The following is a 20,530-nucleotide window of genomic DNA, read 5'->3' on the forward strand; positions in this document are numbered from 1 at the left end:
ACACATTAACCAGTAATAAATGACACTATGAACAACAACACGGAATTTGATGGAATTTCATTTGATCTTCCAAAGAATCAAAGCAATGTAATTAAAGTAATCGGCGTAGGGGGCGGTGGTAGCAACGCAATCAACCACATGTTCCAGTCGGGTATCAATGGCGTAGATTTCGTTATTTGTAATACCGATTCACAGGCCTTAAATAATAGTCCTGTGCCTACTAAAATACAATTGGGTGTTTCATTGACCGAAGGTTTGGGTGCTGGTGCCAACCCTGAGGTAGGTGAACAGGCCGCTTTGGAAAGTATGGAGGAGATCAAACAGATGTTGGCCACTACTACCAAAATGATATTTATTACCGCTGGTATGGGTGGTGGTACCGGTACAGGTGCCGCACCGGTAATAGCCAAACAAGCAAAAGAATTGGACGTGCTTACCGTGGGTATCGTTACCATGCCTTTTGAGTTTGAAGGTAAAATGCGTTGCGAACAGGCAAGGATCGGTATCGAAAAACTACGTTCCAATGTAGATTCCTTGATCGTTATCAATAACAACAAACTACGTGAAGTCTACGGAAACTTAGGTTTCAAGGCAGGTTTCTCTAAAGCGGATGAAGTATTATCGACCGCGGCAAGAGGTATAGCCGAGGTTATTACCCACCACTATACCCAGAATATTGACCTTAGGGATGCCAAGACGGTACTTTCAAATAGTGGTACCGCCATTATGGGTTCGGCCCAGGCAACCGGTTCCGCAAGGGCGCACGAGGCTATCACAAAAGCCTTGGATTCTCCCCTACTTAATGATAACAAGATCAGTGGGGCCAAGAACGTACTTTTGCTTATCGTTTCAGGTTCTCAAGAAATCACTATCGATGAAATCGGTGAGATCAACGACTATATTCAGGTCGAGGCCGGCCATGGCGCCAACATCATCATGGGTGTCGGTGAAGACGAAGATTTAGGAGAAGCGATTGCCGTAACCGTTATTGCTACGGGTTTCGATGTTGATCAGCAGAACGATATCGTCAATACCGAGGCCAAGAAAATCATCCATACTTTGGAAGATGAGCAACGTGCCCAACACGATTTGACGGCTAGAAAGAATATCGTTCATCAAATGCCGATCGAAACAGTAAAGGAAGAAGCGCCGGTGATCAAACACACTCTTGAGGAAGATGTGAAAGAGGAGCCGGGTATGGATTTAGTGGAGACCACAAGTTATATCAAAAACTTCAACGTTTTTTATGAAGAGGTTTTAGAGGAAGTGGCCGAAGTAGATACTTCAGAAGACGATTTTGTAATCGTAAATGCTCAAGATTCAATAAACGATATGGAGGTGGTCGATCCCATGACCGTTCCTTACGACAATCTAAAGGAAGAGCAGATCACGATGAGCTTTGATATGCCCTTGACGCAAAAAGACGAGGTGGATGAAGAGGAGCAAGAGAACGTGATTACTTTTAGCCTAGACGATGATGTCAAGGATATCGAGGTAAAAAGCCATGTAGAGGTCATTCCTGTTTTAGAACACAACGACCAAGGTGAAAAGCGCTATAGCTTAGACGACTATATGGAAATAGAGGATAAGCTGAACAGGGCGAAACCGGTTCAAAAGCAAGCGCCAAAACCACAACAGGTGGTAAAGGAAGAGCCTAGAATAGAGGTAAAGGCGGTTGAAAGAAGGGTGGAAACACAAGAACAGCCTCCTGTTGAAGTCGATCCGATGAACAGTCCTATCGAAGACCTTTTAAGGGAAAGGGCAGATGAGAGAAGAAGAAAGCTGAAAGATTTCAACTATAAGTTTCAGAACAGTGTGAGCAGTATAGATGAAATTGAAAAAGAACCGGCCTATAGGCGTCAGGGAATCGATTTAAACGATGTCAGAAGAGATGAAACCAGGGTTTCAAGAACGACGTTAAGTGAGGATAGTAACGATGAGATTAGGTTGCGCTCCAACAATTCTTTTCTACACGATAATGTAGATTAAGGATTTCAAAATAAACTTAACTAACTCAATCTTAAACCCGAAAAAATTAGTTTTTTTTCGGGTTTATTTTTTATCTTCGCAGTCCTAAATAAAAAGCATGGGCTTACAACAAAAGGTAATGGAACAGATGAAAGCGGCAATGAGGGCAAAGGATGCCGTTGCGCTAGAATCGCTCCGTGCCATTAAGTCGGCTTTGCTTTTGGCCCAGACCAGTGGGACGGGTGGTGAAATGACCGAGGAGGAAGAAGTGAAACTGGTTCAAAAACTAGTGAAGCAAAGAAAGGATAGTGCCGCTATTTTTAAGGAACAAGGTAGGGAAGACCTAGCGGAACCCGAATTGGCACAGGTAGCCGTAATCGAGCAATTTTTGCCGGAACAGCTTACCGAAGAAGAAATAGAAAAAGTAGTGGTCCAGACCATAGACGCCACAGGCGCGTCAGGTATGAAAGATATGGGCAAGGTTATGGGCATGGTGTCCAAAGAATTGGCCGGTCAGGCCGATGGTAAGACCATTTCGGCCATAGTAAAACAGAAATTAGCATAAAATTGGCCCCGTGGCGCAACTGAATAGCGCATCAGATTTCGGCTCTGAGGGTTGCAGGTTTGAATCCTGCCGGGGTCACTAAGTTTAAACCTCAACTATTTGTAAATCAAATTGTTGAGGTTTATTTTTTGTGAAATCTTATTTTTGGTAGGGATTATCTCATAAAGTGTATAAATTAAATACTCAAGTAAATTTGTCTGGAAAATATAATCTCGAAATACCACTTTGAAGGCTTCCCTGTTTTTGGCCTCCTCCCACATTTAGCTACTGGCGTCACAATTTTATTGAAAGTTCTTTGAATATTAAGTTTTAAAGAGCTTTTTGTTTTCTGTAGCGGTGATGATTTTCGGTTTTTACAGGAGAAAAAAGAGCTCTTTTGAGCAGTAGATTTTATATTCAGCTTTCCTACCTTTTTTTTAGAATACCACTTGGGGGGGTGTTAAAGTATTTGGAAAATTCACGAGAAAATTCATGAACACGATTATATCCGAGATATTCCGAAACCTGCGTAACGTTCATATTTGCAAAACTCAAGAGACTTTTAGCTTCTTCCATACGAATGCTCCGTATCCTGTTAATTGGTGTTAGACCCGTTGCTCTTTTACATGATCGGATTAATGTTGCTCTACTGTACCCGGCAATCTTACTTAAGCTGCTAAGTGATGGTCTAAAAGTTTTATTTTTTCGAATTCTTCTTTCAATGGCCCACCATAGTTCATTTTCATCTTCTTTGTTCCTATAATCTAATTGTCCACCACCAATTTCACTTAGTATGGTTAGTAGACTAGAGTATACAATGAATCTTTTATTGATTTTGTCTTCAGATGAAAGCCCCATAAAGAGTTGGTCAAATAATTTTTTCAATTCTATATCGGCATGAAATACGCGTTTATTGACAGGGAGGGGTAACAGGCTTGGGGCTTGATAGCTAATTGAATAAAAAATAACCTCTTCTTTATTTCCTATTGTTTCTACTTCTTCTGATTCGTAATAGTAAATAACATCGCCTTCACTCACATTGTATTTGATACCATTTATCTTAACTGTGTATGAGCCTTTGGTAACCAAATGCAGTAAATGACCTGAAAGGGAATAACACAAATACTTAAAAAAAGGAGGTCTTGTAAACTCCCACATTCCCATGATATTACTTACGGGACATGTGATATTTATAGCTGTAAAATTATAATCAATGTTGCGCATATATGGTATATAAAGCAATAAATTAACAATAAGTATAAGATATCAATGCAACTATTTGCTAAATGATTGATATTTTTTAACAACAGTTTTGGTTGGCATGTGTATAGTTTTGGGTGTAGAGATGAAGTTCGGTCTTTATTGTCAGAGCTCTAAGTAATAAACGATCGGTATTGAAAGATACAAAACTATAGTTGGCTATTCCTATTGATAATAGGAGATAGTTAAAGGTTGTTCAGTATGGAATAAACAAAAGACGGGTCTAAATATCATGTTGATGTATCCTCATTCATTTTAAAAAAAAATAATACCGGACCAAAACTAAAACTAACTAAAACTCAAAATTATGGATGGAAATATAATCAGAAGCCCTCTGGGGTGTTTTAGGCATAAAAAAGGAATTATGGTTATGAGCATATTTATGATGCTTTGCTCAAGCTCAATAGATGCACATATTTCATTAAATGACTTAAGTAAATCTTTAAAAGCGAAACCCGCTGAAATACAACAATTCGTGATTACGGGATCAATCATGGACAATAATGGTTCTCCGTTGCCGGGAGCAAGTATTGTTGAAAAAGGAACTACTAACGGAACCGAAACTGATTTCGATGGTAATTTTTCCATTGAGTTGAGTTCCCAAAACTCAGTTTTGCATGTATCTTATATAGGTTTTACTCCTCAAGAAATTCTTGTTAATGGAGAAACTAATTTTAATATAACCCTAGAAGAAAATGCTTCTTATTTAGATGAAGTTGTAGTTGTTGGGTACGGGACGCAAAGAAAAGTAGATTTAACAGGAGCTGTTTCTGTAGTGGATGTTGAAGCTTCTAATAGGCAACCTTCTGCTCAAATTGCAGAACAGTTGCAAGGTCGGGTTTCAGGTGTTACAATATCAACATCGGGTCAACCTGGAGCATCTCCACAAATACGTATTAGAGGTATCAATACTTTTGGGAACGGTAACCCCCTGTATGTTGTTGATGGTATTCCTGCTCAGGATATTTCTAATATTAATTCGAATGATATAGCGAGTATGCAGATTTTAAAGGATGCAGGTTCGGCCTCTATTTATGGTGCAAGGGCAGCAAACGGGGTAATCCTTATAACAACTAAAAAAGGGACAGGTAAGCTTTCCGTTAGCTATAATGGTTATGCAGGTATACAGACTCCTCCTAGAGGAAATGTTTACAATATTCTTTCGCCACAAGAACAGGCTGATTTAAAATGGATTGCATTACAAAATTCTAATCCAGGTACGGCTATTAATGATATACAGTACGGTTCGGGTTCAAGTCCTGTATTACCTTATTATATAAAACCCGCTGGTGCAGCGCAGGGAGAAGTTGATGAATCTACTTATTTTTTAGACCCCTTTTACTCCAATCCTAACCAACTAGGTTCGTTTAATCAAATAATACGGGCAAATCCAGAAGGTACTAATTGGTTTCAAGAAATTTTTAATCCAGCTTCCATTCAAAGCCATGATATTTCGATTGGGCAAGGTGGGGATAAAGGAAATGTTCTTTTTTCCTTGAACTACTTCAACCAAGAAGGAACAATGAAGCATATTTTTTTAAAGAGATATACGGCTAGAATTAACAGTCAATATAATTTTTCTAAAAACTTTCGTGTAGGCCAAAATCTAAATTATTCTATTGCAGAAAGGAATTTGATTCCCGCTACAAATCCAATATTGCACTCTTATCGTATGTTTTCCATCGTTCCGGTATATGATATTGCAGGAAATTTTGCAGGGTCAACTGCTCCTGATACTGGAAGTGGCCTCAACCCTGTTGCTGTTTTAGAGAGAAACAAGGACAACCTTTCACGTACGAATAGATTTTTTGGAAACCTATTTGCAGAGCTAGATGTGTTTAATTCTATTACCCTTAGGTCTAGTTTTGGGGGTAATTTTTATAACACAAATGGCAGTGTGTTTTCATCTCCGGAGTATGAGAATCAAGCCAATCAAATCACGGCAAGTCAATTGACGGAAAATGTATCTACTGGTTTTAATTGGACGTGGACCAACACCGCGCAATTCAAAAAGAAATTTAATGAGGTACATGACTTTTCTTTACTTATAGGGAGTGAGGCTTATCATAATCAAGATAAGATTATTCAGGCTGTTGCTCAAGGTTTTTATTCCCCTAATCCTGATTTTATAAATCTAAGTAATGGCTCAGGAACTCAAACAAATACTGGCTTTTACTCAGAAGATGCACTTTTTTCCTTATTCAGTAGGTTTGATTATATCTATAAAGACAGATATATTTTTGGCGCTACGGTTCGTAGAGATGCAACATCAAGGTTTAAAAATCCAAAACATGGGTGGTTTCCAGCGATAAGTGCTGGATGGCGTATATCCCAAGAGAAATTTATGGGAAATGTGGACTGGGTTTCAGAATTGAAGATTAGAGGGGGATATGGTGTTATGGGTAATCAAGCTAATGTAGACCCTGCGAATGCTTTTACCACGTTCGGAAGTAATAGGTCTACTTCTTTTTATGATACTACCGGTTCCAATAACTCTATTGTAGAAGGGTTTCAAAAAGTGCGTATAGGTAACCCCAATGCCCAATGGGAGAAAAATATCAATGCCAATATTGGTATTGATGCCAGTCTGTTCAATAACAGTTTACAGTTAACGGTCGATTACTACAGAAAAGATGTAAAAGATTTGCTTTTCAATCCAGAGCTTACAGCAACCTCCGGTGCTGCAACAGCTCCATTTATCAATATAGCGGAAATGAAGAATAGTGGTCTGGATATGTCGCTTAAAAGTTATTTTGATTTATCTCCTGATTTTAAGATGAATGCTACTGTAAACTTAACAACTTATAAGAATAAGATAGTAAATATTTCGGATGGTGCTAATAATTTTGACCAAAGTGTTGGTAGAAACGGTATCGTCCGTAATGAGGTGGGTAGGTCTGTAGGTCAATTTTTTGGTTACCAAATTGATGGGTTTTGGAATGAACAATCAGAAATAGATCAAGCTAATGCCAGTGCCCAAGCTGCTTCAGGACAATCGGATTCTGAATATCAGACAGATATAGGAATGGGACGGTTCCGATATAGGGATGTTAATAATGATGGAATCATTACTACTGATGACCGTACCTTTATAGGTAACCCTAACCCTGATTTTACGGCAGGTCTTAACTTGGAATTTGAATACAAGAACTTTGATTTAAGTCTTTTCCTTTATGGTGTTTCAGGTAATGATATTTTGAACAATGTTAAAGGATGGACAGATTTTTATGGAACGTTTGTGGGTGCTAAAAGCCATACAGCTCTCTATGATTCTTGGACTCCTCAAAATAGAAATGCCACAGCTCCTATTCAAGAAACAGGCAGTAACTTCAGTACAGCCAGTGCACCAAATTCCTATTTTATTGAGGATGGGTCTTATTTACGGCTCAAAAATATACAACTGGGCTTTACCCTGCCTAACGGGCTTACCGAAAAATTAGGAATTCAAAATTTAAGGCTATACCTACAGGGGTCCGACTTATTTACGATTACCAATTATTCAGGGGTAGATCCTGAGTTAACAGGATCGCCCACTGCATTCGGAATTGATAATACGGCTTACCCATCTTCAAGTACTATTCTATTAGGGTTGAATGCCAAATTCTAATAACAAATGATACTAAAAACTGATAAAATGAAAAATCTAGCTATACTATTTATATTAATGATTACCGTCACTATTATTGTTTCTGGCTGTACGGACGATTTTTTGGACAAGCCTGCGTTTGGAAGCCTTAGTGAAGAGGTTTTAAGTGATGAAAAGGGAATACAATCTTTGCTGATTGGAGCCTATGGGGCATTAGATGGAGATGTAGGAGTTGGTGCTTCATGGTATGCAGCACCATCTAATTGGCATTTTGGTGATGCTGCCGGGGGTGATGCACATAAAGGTAGTGAACCCAGTGATCAATCACTTTTAAATTCAATTATTAACTATAATTCTACTTCAGATAATGAATACTTTAATACAAAATGGAGAGCGCTTTATGAGGGGGTGTCAAGGAGTAATGCGGTTCTGTCTTTATTAAATACGGTTGAGGGCCTTTCAGATAGTGATAGAAATAATTATGAAGGACAAGCCAGGTTTTTACGAGGGCACTATTATTTTGAACTAAAAAAAATGTTCAATATGGTTCCTTGGATAGACGAAAATACGGAAGATACCAATGTACCTAACGATACGGATATTTGGCCAAATATAGAGGCTGATTTTCTGTTTGCATATGAAAACTTGCCAGCAACCCAACCCGAGGTTGCCTTTGCTAACAAATGGGCAGGTGGATCTTATTTGGCAAAGACGTTGCTGTACCAGAAAAAATATCAAGAAGCTAACGTTATTTTTACCGAAGTCATTAATTCTGGGGTAACCTCCAATGGTTTATCTTATGATTTAGTTGATAATTTTCATGATAATTTTAATGCGGAGACAGAGAATAACTCAGAATCAATCTTTGCTATCCAAATGGTTGCCAATGATGGTACAAATGATATAGGTAATGCCAACCCAGGAAGAAGATTAAACTACCCTTTTCCAAACAGTCCTTTACGTTGTTGCGGCTTTTACCAACCTACACAAGATCTTGTCAACTCTTTTCGTACAGATGAAGTATCCGGTCTGCCTTTTTTTGATGACTATAATGATAACCCGGTAAAGAGTGATCAAGGATTATTATCTAGTGAGGCCTTTTCTCCTGACGATCAGTCTGTAGATCCCCGCTTGGATTGGACGGTTGGACGTCGTGGCCTTCCCTATCATGATTGGGGTCTACACCCAGGGAAATTTTGGATAAGAGCACAAGATTATGGAGGACCATATTCGCCTAAAAAGCATATATACTGGCAATATCATGCGGCTGAATTTTCTGACCAAAGTTCGTGGTCGCCTGGTAGTGCAATTAATGTAATTGTTATTCGCTTTGCTGACTTATTGTTAATGGCGGCAGAAACAGAGGCGGAAGTTGGTAGCTTGGATAGAGCATTGGAATATGTAAATAGGGTTCGTCGAAGGATGGTGGACCACCCCGAAAATTGGTTAAAGACCTATACCGATTCTTCAGATCCCTTAGCAGGATTTTCCACAGAATTTGCTGCCAATTATAATATATCGTTATATCCGGGAGGTTATTTTACAACTAAAGATCAAGCTTTAGAAGTCATTAGATATGAACGTAGGGTTGAGCTGGCTATGGAAGGTCATCGGTTTTTTGATTTGGTAAGATGGGGTGTAGCGCAAAAAACCTTAACTGATTACGTAAATTATGAAGGTTCTATTACAACGGATATTAAGGGGGCTTCTTTTAACGAAAAAAATAGTTATTATCCAATTCCACAACGCCAAATCGATTTAAGTACCACGTCAGAAGGCCCGGTTTTAAAACAAAATCCTGGTTATTAAAAGAAAATTGTTAGTTGAGTTAGTTGTTGAACTGGTTGGTTAGGCGTCATATTAAATTAATGAATCGTTGGATCGGCCAGTTTTTAAACCCTATTGATTAAAAGTATTAATGATGAAATTATTTAAACAAGTTTTTACATTCTATTTTCTCTTTGGACTAACCTTCGCACAGAGTCAAAATTTTGAGGTTTCTATTGTTCCAGCCCCCAAAAGTCTTCTGCTGGATGATGAAATTTTTTGTGCTGAAAATAAAATTGGTGTCTATTGGGATGATGATGGATTGAACAGATTGTACGAAATTCTTAAAGACGATTTTTTTGCACTTACGGGAGAGCAGATCTATAGGTCAAGTACACAAAAAAAGAGTACGCTCGCTATGCATATTTCAGATGCTTTGAAGGATGAAGAATATCAAATAGATTTCAATAAGAAAATTGAAATCAGAGGAGGTAGTTATGACGCATTGGTTTTAGCTTCTACAACAGTTTTACAGTATATACATATCAACCAGAATAGAGTGTGTTGGAACAAGGGTAAAATACATGACTTTCCAGATTTTAACTACAGGGGAGTATTGCTCGACGTTGCAAGAAAAAAACACGATGTAGCTACCATTAAAAGGGTTATAGCGCTCTGTAAATGGTATAAGGTCAATTATTTGCAATTACACCTAACAGATGATCAGGCATTTACGTTTCCATCAAAAGCTTACCCTGAACTTGCAACTAAGAACTGGGCCTACAGTAGGGAAGAGTTGATAGATTTAGTTGCATATGCAGATAATAGAGGAGTAGAGCTTATACCTGAATTAGAGGTTCCGGGTCATGCGGGACAACTCATTAGTATACTGCCCAATGAATTTGGATTCAAAAACAAAAAGTTGAATCTAAATACAGTAAATATGGGAAATGTCAAGGGGTATGAAGTTTTAGAAACCTTGTTTCAAGAGGTAGCCCAGATATTTAAAACATCTAAGTATATTCATATTGGCGGTGATGAGGCTAATTTTCGGGGAATGGATGAAGATCCTGAAATTCAGGAGTACCTTCAAGAAAATAATCTCAAAAATGTAGATGAGCTATACTGGTATTTCATCAACAGGATGAACGAATTAGTAAAGAAAACGGGTAAGAAAACTATTGTCTGGGAAGGGTTTTCAAAAGAAGGCAATACGGTAATCAATAGAGACATTACCGTAATGGCTTGGGAAACATTATATCAATTGCCACAAGATATTCTCAAGGCAGGTTTTTCTACTATAAATGTAAGCTGGAAACCTCTTTATGTGGTTAATCAAAGAAAGTGGACTCCTGAAAAAATATTTAATTGGAATATTTATAAATGGGAGAACTTCTACCCTAAGGCACCTTCTTATCATACGATTCAATTAGAAGAAAATCCGGGAATTGTAGGGGCTATGATGGCATCTTGGGAGCAACCGGCCTTTGTAGAATTATCATCCTTAAGAAATCGAGTGCCGGCTATGGTGGAAGAATCTTGGGGGCGTTCAAAAAAAAATACTTACAACAAGTTTATAAAAAACCTTGAGAAGACAGATGCGAGATTAAGCTCATTGTTGTCTCCAGTTAAATTGGAGGTAGAAGGTCTTAATTATCCAGAGGTTAAGGACGGCCGAAAAAACGAACAAACTTGGTTTAGCAATGAATTGGTTATTAAGTTAAAAAATGATAGGAATTTAGAAATCAGGTATAGTCTGGACGATACTAAAGTGACAGAGGCTTCGGTAAAATATACAGGGCCAATAACCATAGATAAAAGTACTGAGATTAGGTACAGAGCTTTTAAGGGTGAAAATCCCGTGGGCAACGAAATGCTGGAGTATTTTGAATTGCAACCACTAGATGTTCATTTGATCGGTAATTTTTCTATACCCCTAAATGAGTTATGGGAAACACTACATCCGGATACTGTGAGGTATAGGGATTCGGTTATGGTGAAAATTGAGTCAAGAAGAAAGGGTGTTGTAAAGTATAAAATGGGAGAAGGTGAATTGAACAAAAGTTCGGAGCTTTATTCTTTTCCACTATTAATAAAAGACAATACTATCCTGCAAGCGGGGCTGTTTGTAGAAGGGAAAATGGTAGGGGAGCCATGGATTCGGAAATTCAGGAAAGAATAGGATTAAGTTTTTTATAGATGGTACGAACCAATAATGGTTTAAAACAAAACAACTAACCGGAAATAGATGAGGAACCTAATATTTATTCTTGTTTTTACCATTCAAATACTACCAGTTTGGGCTTTTCAAGAACAACAGGATACTTTAGGGTATGACATGACAGTTATTCCAGCACCGGCAGAAGAAAGTTACAGGGGGGGTGAATATATAATTGATGCTACTACTACGGTTTATATAAACCATCCAGATCTCAAACCTCTTGCAAGTATATTGGTTGAGTATCTGGATAAATACCTAGGGTTCAAGTTGCGTTTGAGTGATAAGGAGGGTAATATAAATTGTATCAAACTAAAAATAAATGAAGATCTTTCTGCAAATACACATTTGTTGATTATTGAAAACACCGTGGATATAGAGGGTAAGGACTATAAATCCGTTGCAAATGCCTTGGCTTCATTGGTGCAATTGGTAGACAAACAAGCAACGCTTCCAAAAATACATATTAAAGACTATCCCGTTCATGATTACCGGGCTGTATTAGTTGATGTGGCAAGATTTTGGCAGCCTATAGAAACCCTTTATGAAACTATAGATTTAATGTGGTTTTATAAACTGGAATATTTGCAGTTGCATTTTACCGACCATCAACGGTTTACGATACCATTAGAAAAATATCCCAAACTAAAAACGGTAAATAGGGAGGGGCATAGGGAGTATTATACAAAGCAAGAATTGGAGGCGTTGGTTAAATATGCCAAAAATAGGGGCATTTCAATCGTGCCGGAAATAGAACTGCCGGGACACTCTACAGCTTTGTGGCAAACCTACCCGGAGATTTTCGGAAACGTAAATCTAAAAACCGGAGAAGCAGACCAATTGTATGTTGTTAATATTGCTAAAGAGGAGACTTATTCGGCAATCAATGATATTATTATTGAAGTCGCATCTATTTTTTACACCAGCCCCTATATTCATATTGGTGCGGATGAAGTTTCTTTAAAGAACATCATGAAAGTTCCAGATTATAAAGGTTATGTGGAAAAACATGGCCTATTGCAGGCGGCTAATGGAGAACCTCAAGAGCTATTTTGTCATTTTATCAATAGGTTAAATACCATGGTAAAGGCTGTTGGTAAGAAAACGCTTGTTTGGGAAGGGTTTCCCGATGCCGGAGCAGGCAGTGTTACAATAGATAAAGATATTATTGTTCTAGCTTGGAATACCACCTATAATACACCACAGAACTTAATTGATCACGGTTATACCATAATAAATGCCAATTGGATACCGTGGTATCTGGTTGGGGCAATGAACTTTGTTCCTGAAAGTAAAAAGGCATATGAATGGAATATTGGTAAGTGGGAACATTGGCAACCCAACTATCCCCAAATTCAGCTTGTAGATACTACAGCGGTCATAGGTGGGCAGTTAACATTTTGGGAACAGACCCATGAACAGGTAGTGCCGATTTTAAGAAAAAAAATGCCCTTAATTGCCGAAAAACTATGGTCTCCACAGTTTATTGGTACGATGAAAAATGAACTGGGCCTGATTAAAATAGATCATAAGTTTCAAACCATTTTCAATCCGGTTCGTATTGAAACAAGAAATTTACTCAATAAAAAGGACCAAACATTTACAGATTCGGTAACGGTGAATTTATCTTCTCAACAAAAAGGAAATATTCGTTTTTTGGTTACCCAAGATTGGGATTTTATTGACATGGAAAATGCGAAAGAATTTGTAGAGCCCTTTGTTTTGAAGTCATCGGCGGTATTGACCACACAGGCTTTTGATTCATCCAACAAACCTATAGGATATAAGGTACAAGAGTACTTTACAAAAATAAAACCTGCTTATACCTACAAAGTATATGGTCACTCACCACTTAAGGGTTGGCAAACCTTACCTAGTTTAGACACATTGAAACTTATTCGTAAAGGCTATACGGGTAGAATGAACGAAGTAAGGCTAAACCAAATAAATAGACGTCTTTTTGATAAAGTTGGACCGGGTCATATAGATACTCGTTTATACAATCAATATAACCCTTATTTATTGGAATTATCGGGCACACTGGAAGTTGCTGAATCGGGTAATTATTCTATTGAAATGCAGACCTACGATGGGCTGGCAGAGATTTATATTAACGATAAATGTATAGCCAAAGGAGAAGATTTTACTGATTCACCGGAACATTTTCAAACAGTTTTATCCAAAGGAAATCATGCTTTAACGATTAAATATTATATAAAAAATATTCGAAATAGGCTAAGTGTTAAATATAAGGTGGGACATATGTCGGAGTTTGAACCATTTGAAAATTTAGTCCTAGATATGTCAAATAACCTTATTATCGACAATTAGAAGTACCGTACATAACAAAAAAATCAGATGATTCCTTATTGTGCTTTTTGGCTTTCCAATTAATCAAAATACGGAGCAACAACTTAAGACGCTAACAAAAAAGAAATGAAATATATAGGAATTGATATAGGAGGGACCTGGATAAAAGGAACCCTTGTAGATAATTACACTTTTAATGGCGAGAAAAATAAAGAAAGTCCGCTGTTTGTAGTGAAAAGAGTAAAGAGTCCGTTACATGAAAACACCAACGTTGCAGAAGTGATGGCGGCTCTATCAGAATTATTTTCACTGTTTAAGGTAAATTTGGAAAATGTAATGGGAATAGGAATTTCTACGCCCGGCGTTGTTGACTATCATGGCATGCGATTGGTGAGTGCGGGCCCACATTTGAATGTTCTTAAAAATCTTAAATGGAAGAGTGAGCTCAAGAGCAAGTTTAAATGCCCCGTAAGTTTAATAAATGATGCTGATGCGGCTGCTATAGGTTTGGCAGAAAGGGGGTATTTGAATGGAAATAAAACTTATGGAGTAATGCCAATAGGTACAGGCCTTGGCTTTAGTATTTGGCGAAATGGGAGAAGGTGGAGACCGGGAAAAGTTTTGCCGTTACTAGGGGAAATTGGCTTTGCGGACACAACATATAATTCCTTGGCGAGCGCATCTCGCTTGGCGGGTCTGGATGATGATAATGACTTGATTAAAGTTCTTAAGCTTGACGAATACCAGACAGAACGTGAAATTTATCTAAAAAATATAGCCTCAATTATACAAACTTCGGCTGTGCTATATGGCCTTGATGAAGTTATTATATGTGGAGGATTGGTAGATGCTGCGCGTGATGCTGGGTTTGATCTGAAACATGAAATTGAAAGGTATCTGTCCAGTCCGTTTAAGGTATTCAACAAAACAGTACATGTACGAATTGCCAAGGAAGGTAACAACCTTCAGTTGATAGGTAATTTGGCACTGGCACAAGGAGAATTGGTTGCAGCTAAATACAAAGTGAATTACGAGTATGGGGCTCTTGAGACAGAAACTCCTTATGAAAGTGGATTTCACCCAGAAAAAATGAAAAGTAAGGAAATTATCAAGAAGCTATGGGAGGCGGAACAAGAAGCGGGACTTCAAATGGAAAAAAGCCTGAACATTATTGCTTCTATTGTAGATAAGTGCGTAACTAAAATTGAAAGTGGAGGCCGAATAATTTATGTTGGTGCGGGTACAAGTGGTCGTGTTGCGGCCATGGATGCGGTAGAAATACCTTGTACCTACGGTTTTCCAGAGGAAAGAATAATAACGTTAATTGCAGGTGGTATATCTGATGCGGCTTTTGAAATTGAATCTGATTTTGAGGAAGACGCAAGTGCCGTTCCAGAACTTTTGTTGTTAAACATCCAAACAAATGACGTTGTAATTGGTATTTCGGCAAGTGGTTCGGCATATTATGTACAATCCGCCCTGGCCTTGGCAAAAGCAAAAGGGGCTTTTACCGGAATGGTGCAGGTGAACCCACCAATCGAGGGCTTACCTTTTTGTGATCATATAATTCCTTTGAATTCCGGGAGTGAACTCATAGGTGGGTCAACACGTATGAAAGCGGGTACTGCTACAAAAAAAGTGCTCAATTTTTTCTCTTCAACCCTCATGATAAAGCTGGGAAAAGTCATTGGCTCCCATATGATAGATGTGGTTTGTACCAATGACAAGCTTGTGGAGCGGGCACAAGGTATTTTAAAATCACTGTACGATATTGAAGGTAATGAAGCAATGGATCGCTTAAAGAAAGCGAATATGCACTTAGGTGATGTCATTAAAGATTTAAACTAATACGTATGTCCTTACAATCAATCGATTGGTTTATCATCGGCTCGTTTTTTGCAATTTCAATGCTTATTGGTATTCTAGTCTCAAAACGAGCAGGGCGTAATACTTCTGAGTTTTTCTTGTCGGGCAGGTCTATGCCTTGGTGGCTTTTGGGAGTGTCTATGGTCGCTACTACTTTCTCAGCAGATACCCCAAATTTAGTAGCGGATATAGTCAGAAATAATGGAGTGTCCGGTAATTGGGTTTGGTGGTCATTTTTACTTACAGGGATGCTTACCGTATTTCTATATGCAAAATTATGGCGAAGGTCAAAGGTGCTAACAGACTTGGAATTCTATGAATTAAGATATAGTGGAAAAGAAGCTGCTTTTCTAAGAGGTTTCCGAGCGCTTTATCTTGGCGTATTTTTTAATATTATAATCATGGCCACGGTCTCGTTGGCTGCCATAAAAATAGGCTGGATATTATTAGGTTTAACACCTGTGCAAACCTTGTTGGTTGCATCTGTTGTAACTGTAATATATAGTTCGTTAGGTGGTTTAAAGGGAGTTTTGATAACCGATTTTTTTCAATTTTTTATAGCGATTATAGGTTCGGTTTGGGCAACTATTGTAATTGTAAATATACCGGAAATTGGCGGATTAGAAAACCTACTCATCCATGAAAATGTAAAAGATAAATTAAGCATTTTACCTGATTTTTCAGATATGGATACTCTTATTGTAGTGTTTATAATACCTATAGCCGTTCAATGGTGGAGCGTTTGGTATCCGGGAGCGGAGCCGGGAGGTGGTGGATACATTGCCCAACGTATGTTATCTGCTAAAGATGAGAAAAATGCGGTATGGGCCACCTTGTTTTTTAATGTAGTTCATTATGCCATTCGTCCATGGCCATGGATTATAATTGCCTTGGCTTCTTTGATTGTTTTTCCCGAAGTGTCTGATTTGGCAAAGGCCTTTCCGCACGTAGATGCACATATTATTAGAGATGATCTTTCTTATCCGGCCATGCTTACGTATTTGCCATCTGGCTTATTGGGTTTGGTCTTGGCTTCGTTAATAGCAGCATTTATGTCAACTATTTCTACGCATCTAAATTGGGGGTCTTCGTACGTAGTGAACGATTTTTACCAAAGGTTCATACGCCCAGAAGCATCTGGGAAGGAGCTTGTTTTGGTGGCAAGAATCAGTACCGTCTTGCTAATGGTTTTTTCGGCATTGCTTGCATTGGTTCTAAACAATGCCCTCCAGGCATTCAATATTTTACTTCAAATAGGAGCAGGAACAGGGTTGTTATTTATTTTACGATGGTTTTGGTATCGTATAAATGCCTGGAGCGAAATTACAGCCATGGTGGTCTCTTTTTTAGCTTCACTATATTTTCAATTAATTCATGTAAATATTGGCTTTTCGGAAATACCACCGTCACATGAACTCATTATAGTAGTTCTGATTACAACAATAGCATGGGTGAGTATTACGCTAATGACGCAGCCTACTAACGAAGAAACCTTAAAATCCTTCTATCGATTGATTAAACCAGGTGGTCCAGGTTGGGACAAAATTTCTACTATGGTTAAAAATGAGTCAACAGAGGATTTACTTAATTCCGAAGAATGGGATATTCCAGTGGCGATATTGTGTATGGTGGTTGGAAGTATGACTGTTTTTTCAATTCTCTTTGCTATCGGTTATATTATTTATGGCGATTTTAAGCTAGGAGCAATCATGTCATCTATAGGTTTCTTAGGGACATGGTGCTTAATGATGCTCTGGAAGAAACTTAAAATGGATTGAGAGACTCATTTTTAAGTATTGCGTTGGGTGATATAAATATCTCAATATAACTGTCTTGCTAATTAGGGGAATGAGTATTCTTAAGATAAAATTACACGAACCCACTTTTTTTCAATAACTCCATCGTATGATACAGGTCATTTAATACTGCCTTGATAACCAGTATATTTATGTGGTTCTAATTAAAAAATCATATATCATGGCTACAGTTAAAAATGGTACGGCTAAAAAAGTGTATTGGATTTTATTGATTCTATCTTTAATTATAGGATTTATTTTTTACGGTGCCTTGAAAGATCAATTTAGTGCACAGGTTCTAATTTTTTCTTCGGGTATACCTTTCTTTTTATTTGTAACAGGAATTTTCGGATTGTTGTGGCCTATAATCAAGCCTGCGGGAGATGAGGTTTATATTAGTCATGCTTTATTAATAGGATTACTTTTTATTATCCTATTTTTTATTCATGTTTGGATTCTGTTACCGCATATTTGTCCAGATTTTGGTGGGTGTTTAGGCGTTTGATTTCAACTGATATAGAGGGAATTGGTAAGCATTAATAAATTAGTTGTAACTGATTATCATTTTCTATATAGATGATAAAGCTTTTTTAGCGTAATTGTTTTCTATGCTGTAATGTGAAGATTCGTATTGGTTATGAAGTTAGATATTACCAGAATTAGTTATGCTTTGAGTTGTCTTTTTTGTGCCGCTATGATTTCCCCTACGGCCTGTCTATACTTCACAGGATTCCCCGCTTTTTTTATGGCCTTGTAGACTTTTTGCGGGTTGTGGGTAGATTGGGAAAAAAACTCCCAAAAACCAAGCATTTTCATCTTTATAGGGGTCGGTCCCGAAAGCATGGCGTCGTACTGTGTGTAGATGGTATCGTGAAATTCCCTGAAAATATCCCAGCGATCGACAGGGTAGTCCGTAGTGTCCGCTTTAATCATACTGGGTAAAAACGGATCGGCGATAAGGCCCCTGCCTATCATAAAATGGTTTATGGATGGGAAGCGTTCCCTCAAGGTCTTGAACTGTGCTACGGTAGTGATATCGCCATTGTAGTACAAGGTGTGCTTTGCTACATCCACGCATTTTTGGAAGGCTTCTAGGTCTACGCCTCCTTTGTATAATTGTTTCCCCAGTCGGGCATGGATGGCCACGTTTTTAAGAGGGTACTTTTCCAGTATGGGAAAGGCCTCTAATATTTCATTGCTGTTCTCGTAGCCGAGACGCATTTTCATCGAAATGGTAACATCGGTCTCGCTATGTGCACGATCTAATATGTGGTCTATTTTTTCGGTATTGCAAATAAGGCCCGAGCCCATTCCGCTATTGGTGACCATAGGGTAAGGGCACCCCAGATTCCAGTTCAGTTCCGTATATCCTAAAGACTGAATATATTTTATCACAAATAAAAAATGCTCGACGTCAGCCGTCATTACTTGTGGAATGAGTTCCAAGGAAGTATTTACCTCAGGATTCAAATCACGCTGGTAAGACCCCTTAATGATCATCTTTCGGTTAAACCGGATGTATGGGGCATAATAGGTGTCTATTCCTCCAAAAAACTTTTGCTGTGCATTGCGAAAAACAAAATCGGTAAAGCCTTGTAAAGGGGAAGATAAGAGTGTGTAAGACATCAACGGGTTTTGAGCGTACAAAGATAAGGCAATATCACGATATTTCGATACGGGGCCTTAGGACCTTTATTCCGATTGTTTTACAAGGTGGGATGTAAAATCTTTAGGTGACGGGGAGAAGTGACTTAATCCTATAAAAAACATACAGGCCTATTTACATCGTATTCTTAGATGATGTCAATGACTTCCTCACATATATAATGCGTTGTGCCAACGATAAGGGCCAAGATCAAAATAACCAGAAGGCGGATCAAGCTTCGGTTTGCATTGGCTGCGAGTTTTTTCTTGAGGTAAAAATGATCGATAATAATGAATAGAAAGGCTATGATGCTTCCAATGACCAACCCTACGTGAAGTAGGGCGACGCCGTAAGCCCAGTCAAACATTTTTAAAAAACCGGTGGAAGGTTTCGGTTTTGGTCCTAAGATGATACGCATGTGTGCAATTCCGGCTAGTAGTGATATAAACACCCAAACCAAATAGCCTTTAACTTGTTTTATTATATCCATGGATTACATCAAACCGTGATTTTTGCACTCATCTCTTCGTAATGGTCAACCTTGACCCCGAATGTTTTACCGGTAGTTATCAAATAATCGACCAAATTGGCTTTTTCGGTATCTTTATTCTTGCTTTCAATATCTAATTGAAGGGAGGTTTTTGATTGGTAGGGGAAACTTGAGATCATTGCCAATGCCTCATTGATATCCTTATCGCTTAGGGTGATGCTAAAGTGCTTCGCCAGTTCTTGGACTTCTTTCATCATTTTTTCAAGTTTGGCCATGTGTGTTGGGTTTTCGGCCAATTCCCCAAGTGTATTGTCGAGCGCTGCGGTCATTGCGGCCAGGGGAGAAACAAAAAGATATTTTTTCCATAGTATGGTTTTGATATCCTTAGTGTAGCTTGCATTTAGGCCCCCTTTGACCAATAGTTCTTCTATCCATTTATAATCTTGGCCATCGCTATTTCCAAAGAAAATTTTTCCTGGGCCCCCAAGGTGTTTTACTACTCCCGGTCGTTCTATGTTTGAAACGATGTAGATACAGGCTTCGAGTATTTTTGAATTGTCGTGGTCAATGCTGTTTTCGATTACGTTTTTTGAGTCTACCCCATTCTGTATAGGAAGTATTATCGTTTCCTTCTTCAGGCAATCTTGATATTGGCCAATGGCGTTACCGAGTGAAAACGATTTGGTCGATACGATCAATAGATCGAGTAAACCTATTTCCTTGCTGTCATCCGATACCAAATAGGGTTTGCATGTAATGGTTTTGCCTTCCGTGGTTAATGAAAGGCCATTGGTGATAATGCTTTCCTTGGTTTTGTTGCGGCAAATAAAAACAATCTGGGTATCTGGATCGTCTTTGTAATTTTCCGTAAGTTTTGCCCCGACGAAACTCCCGACTCCACCCATTCCTAAAATTCCTATTTTCATATGCTTTATGTATTGTCAAAAGTCTTGGCCAACCATTGGGGCCAGGGTTCATTCTACGGTTGTGTTTTGTGCACAATTGCATAAAAATAGGTAAACCTTTTGATTAAGCCTCGGCTCTGCACGACTAATATCCTGTATGCTAATCCGTATGTTT

13 protein-coding genes and 1 tRNA gene are annotated in these 20,530 nt (G+C 38.4%); 10 read left to right on the top strand and 4 right to left on the bottom strand.

Annotated features, from left to right (window positions below; genetic code table 11):
* Window positions 1–27: 27 nt before the first annotated feature.
* The 3 genes from ftsZ (at window position 28) to B4Q04_RS16065 (ending at window position 2,611) form a co-directional block, all read left to right on the top strand.
* The gene (gene ftsZ, locus B4Q04_RS16055) at window positions 28–1,989 is read left to right on the top strand and encodes a cell division protein FtsZ (RefSeq protein WP_013992167.1); all 1,962 of its coding nucleotides are present in this window, start codon (window positions 28–30) and stop codon (window positions 1,987–1,989) included.
* 97 nt (window positions 1,990–2,086) lie between these two features.
* Window positions 2,087–2,533, top strand: coding sequence for a GatB/YqeY domain-containing protein (locus B4Q04_RS16060; protein ID WP_013992166.1), 447 nt, complete (start codon window positions 2,087–2,089; stop codon window positions 2,531–2,533).
* Between the two features lie 4 nt (window positions 2,534–2,537).
* Window positions 2,538–2,611: transfer RNA gene (locus B4Q04_RS16065), tRNA-Arg, on the top strand.
* Between the two features lie 327 nt (window positions 2,612–2,938).
* On the opposite strand, the gene B4Q04_RS16070 is transcribed toward B4Q04_RS16065, so the two are convergent.
* Entirely contained in the window at window positions 2,939–3,736 is a 798-nt protein-coding gene (locus B4Q04_RS16070) for an AraC family transcriptional regulator (RefSeq protein ID WP_088697419.1), read from the bottom strand.
* Window positions 3,737–4,079: 343 nt separating this feature from the next.
* Between B4Q04_RS16070 and B4Q04_RS16075 the strand changes: the two genes are divergently transcribed.
* The 7 genes from B4Q04_RS16075 to B4Q04_RS16105 all read left to right on the top strand — a co-directional run bounded on the left by B4Q04_RS16075 (window position 4,080) and on the right by B4Q04_RS16105 (window position 17,820).
* Complete coding sequence (locus B4Q04_RS16075) at window positions 4,080–7,379, top strand: SusC/RagA family TonB-linked outer membrane protein (protein WP_236631034.1); 3,300 nt, start codon at window positions 4,080–4,082, stop codon at window positions 7,377–7,379.
* A gap of 27 nt (window positions 7,380–7,406) precedes the next feature.
* Window positions 7,407–9,167 carry a RagB/SusD family nutrient uptake outer membrane protein gene (locus B4Q04_RS16080; RefSeq protein ID WP_088697467.1) on the top strand — a complete coding sequence of 587 codons (1,761 nt, stop codon included), beginning with the start codon at window positions 7,407–7,409 and terminating at the stop codon, window positions 9,165–9,167.
* Window positions 9,168–9,276: 109 nt separating this feature from the next.
* Window positions 9,277–11,307 carry a family 20 glycosylhydrolase gene (locus B4Q04_RS16085; RefSeq protein WP_088697420.1) on the top strand — a complete coding sequence of 677 codons (2,031 nt, stop codon included), beginning with the start codon at window positions 9,277–9,279 and terminating at the stop codon, window positions 11,305–11,307.
* A gap of 66 nt (window positions 11,308–11,373) precedes the next feature.
* Window positions 11,374–13,674, top strand: a complete 2,301-nt coding sequence (locus tag B4Q04_RS16090) for a family 20 glycosylhydrolase (protein ID WP_088697421.1) — start codon at window positions 11,374–11,376, stop codon at window positions 13,672–13,674.
* Between the two features lie 105 nt (window positions 13,675–13,779).
* Window positions 13,780–15,501 (top strand): N-acetylmuramic acid 6-phosphate etherase, encoded by a 1,722-nt coding sequence (locus B4Q04_RS16095; protein ID WP_088697422.1) that lies wholly within the window; start codon window positions 13,780–13,782, stop codon window positions 15,499–15,501.
* A gap of 5 nt (window positions 15,502–15,506) precedes the next feature.
* A complete protein-coding gene (locus B4Q04_RS16100; RefSeq protein ID WP_088697423.1) occupies window positions 15,507–17,297 on the top strand; it encodes a sodium:solute symporter family protein in 1,791 nt (596 codons plus the stop codon).
* Between the two features lie 199 nt (window positions 17,298–17,496).
* On the top strand, window positions 17,497–17,820 hold the full coding sequence (locus B4Q04_RS16105) for a hypothetical protein (RefSeq protein ID WP_013992165.1): 324 nt from the start codon (window positions 17,497–17,499) through the stop codon (window positions 17,818–17,820).
* A gap of 158 nt (window positions 17,821–17,978) precedes the next feature.
* On the opposite strand, the gene B4Q04_RS16110 is transcribed toward B4Q04_RS16105, so the two are convergent.
* The 3 genes from B4Q04_RS16110 to B4Q04_RS16120 form a co-directional block, all read right to left on the bottom strand.
* Window positions 17,979–18,941, bottom strand: coding sequence for a tRNA dihydrouridine synthase (locus B4Q04_RS16110; RefSeq protein ID WP_013992164.1), 963 nt, complete (start codon window positions 18,939–18,941; stop codon window positions 17,979–17,981).
* 167 nt (window positions 18,942–19,108) lie between these two features.
* Window positions 19,109–19,450 (bottom strand): hypothetical protein, encoded by a 342-nt coding sequence (locus tag B4Q04_RS16115; protein ID WP_013992163.1) that lies wholly within the window; start codon window positions 19,448–19,450, stop codon window positions 19,109–19,111.
* Window positions 19,451–19,458: 8 nt separating this feature from the next.
* Window positions 19,459–20,376, bottom strand: coding sequence for a ketopantoate reductase family protein (locus B4Q04_RS16120; RefSeq protein WP_088697424.1), 918 nt, complete (start codon window positions 20,374–20,376; stop codon window positions 19,459–19,461).
* Window positions 20,377–20,530: the final 154 nt, after the last annotated feature.

This window comes from Zobellia sp. OII3 (assembly GCF_002211465.1).
Lineage (GTDB): Bacteria > Bacteroidota > Bacteroidia > Flavobacteriales > Flavobacteriaceae > Zobellia > Zobellia galactanivorans.

Excerpts from the sequence above, each read along its gene's own strand:
- ftsZ (WP_013992167.1), top strand. The coding sequence starts at position 28 with ATGAACAACAACACGGAATTTGATGGAATTTCATTTGATCTTCCAAAG.
- B4Q04_RS16060 (WP_013992166.1), top strand. The coding sequence starts at position 2,087 with ATGGGCTTACAACAAAAGGTAATGGAACAGATGAAAGCGGCAATGAGG.
- B4Q04_RS16070 (WP_088697419.1), bottom strand. The coding sequence starts at position 3,736 with ATGCGCAACATTGATTATAATTTTACAGCTATAAATATCACATGTCCC.
- B4Q04_RS16075 (WP_236631034.1), top strand. The coding sequence starts at position 4,080 with ATGGATGGAAATATAATCAGAAGCCCTCTGGGGTGTTTTAGGCATAAA.
- B4Q04_RS16080 (WP_088697467.1), top strand. The coding sequence starts at position 7,407 with ATGAAAAATCTAGCTATACTATTTATATTAATGATTACCGTCACTATT.
- B4Q04_RS16085 (WP_088697420.1), top strand. The coding sequence starts at position 9,277 with ATGATGAAATTATTTAAACAAGTTTTTACATTCTATTTTCTCTTTGGA.
- B4Q04_RS16090 (WP_088697421.1), top strand. The coding sequence starts at position 11,374 with ATGAGGAACCTAATATTTATTCTTGTTTTTACCATTCAAATACTACCA.
- B4Q04_RS16095 (WP_088697422.1), top strand. The coding sequence starts at position 13,780 with ATGAAATATATAGGAATTGATATAGGAGGGACCTGGATAAAAGGAACC.
- B4Q04_RS16100 (WP_088697423.1), top strand. The coding sequence starts at position 15,507 with ATGTCCTTACAATCAATCGATTGGTTTATCATCGGCTCGTTTTTTGCA.
- B4Q04_RS16105 (WP_013992165.1), top strand. The coding sequence starts at position 17,497 with ATGGCTACAGTTAAAAATGGTACGGCTAAAAAAGTGTATTGGATTTTA.
- B4Q04_RS16110 (WP_013992164.1), bottom strand. The coding sequence starts at position 18,941 with ATGTCTTACACACTCTTATCTTCCCCTTTACAAGGCTTTACCGATTTT.
- B4Q04_RS16115 (WP_013992163.1), bottom strand. The coding sequence starts at position 19,450 with ATGGATATAATAAAACAAGTTAAAGGCTATTTGGTTTGGGTGTTTATA.
- B4Q04_RS16120 (WP_088697424.1), bottom strand. The coding sequence starts at position 20,376 with ATGAAAATAGGAATTTTAGGAATGGGTGGAGTCGGGAGTTTCGTCGGG.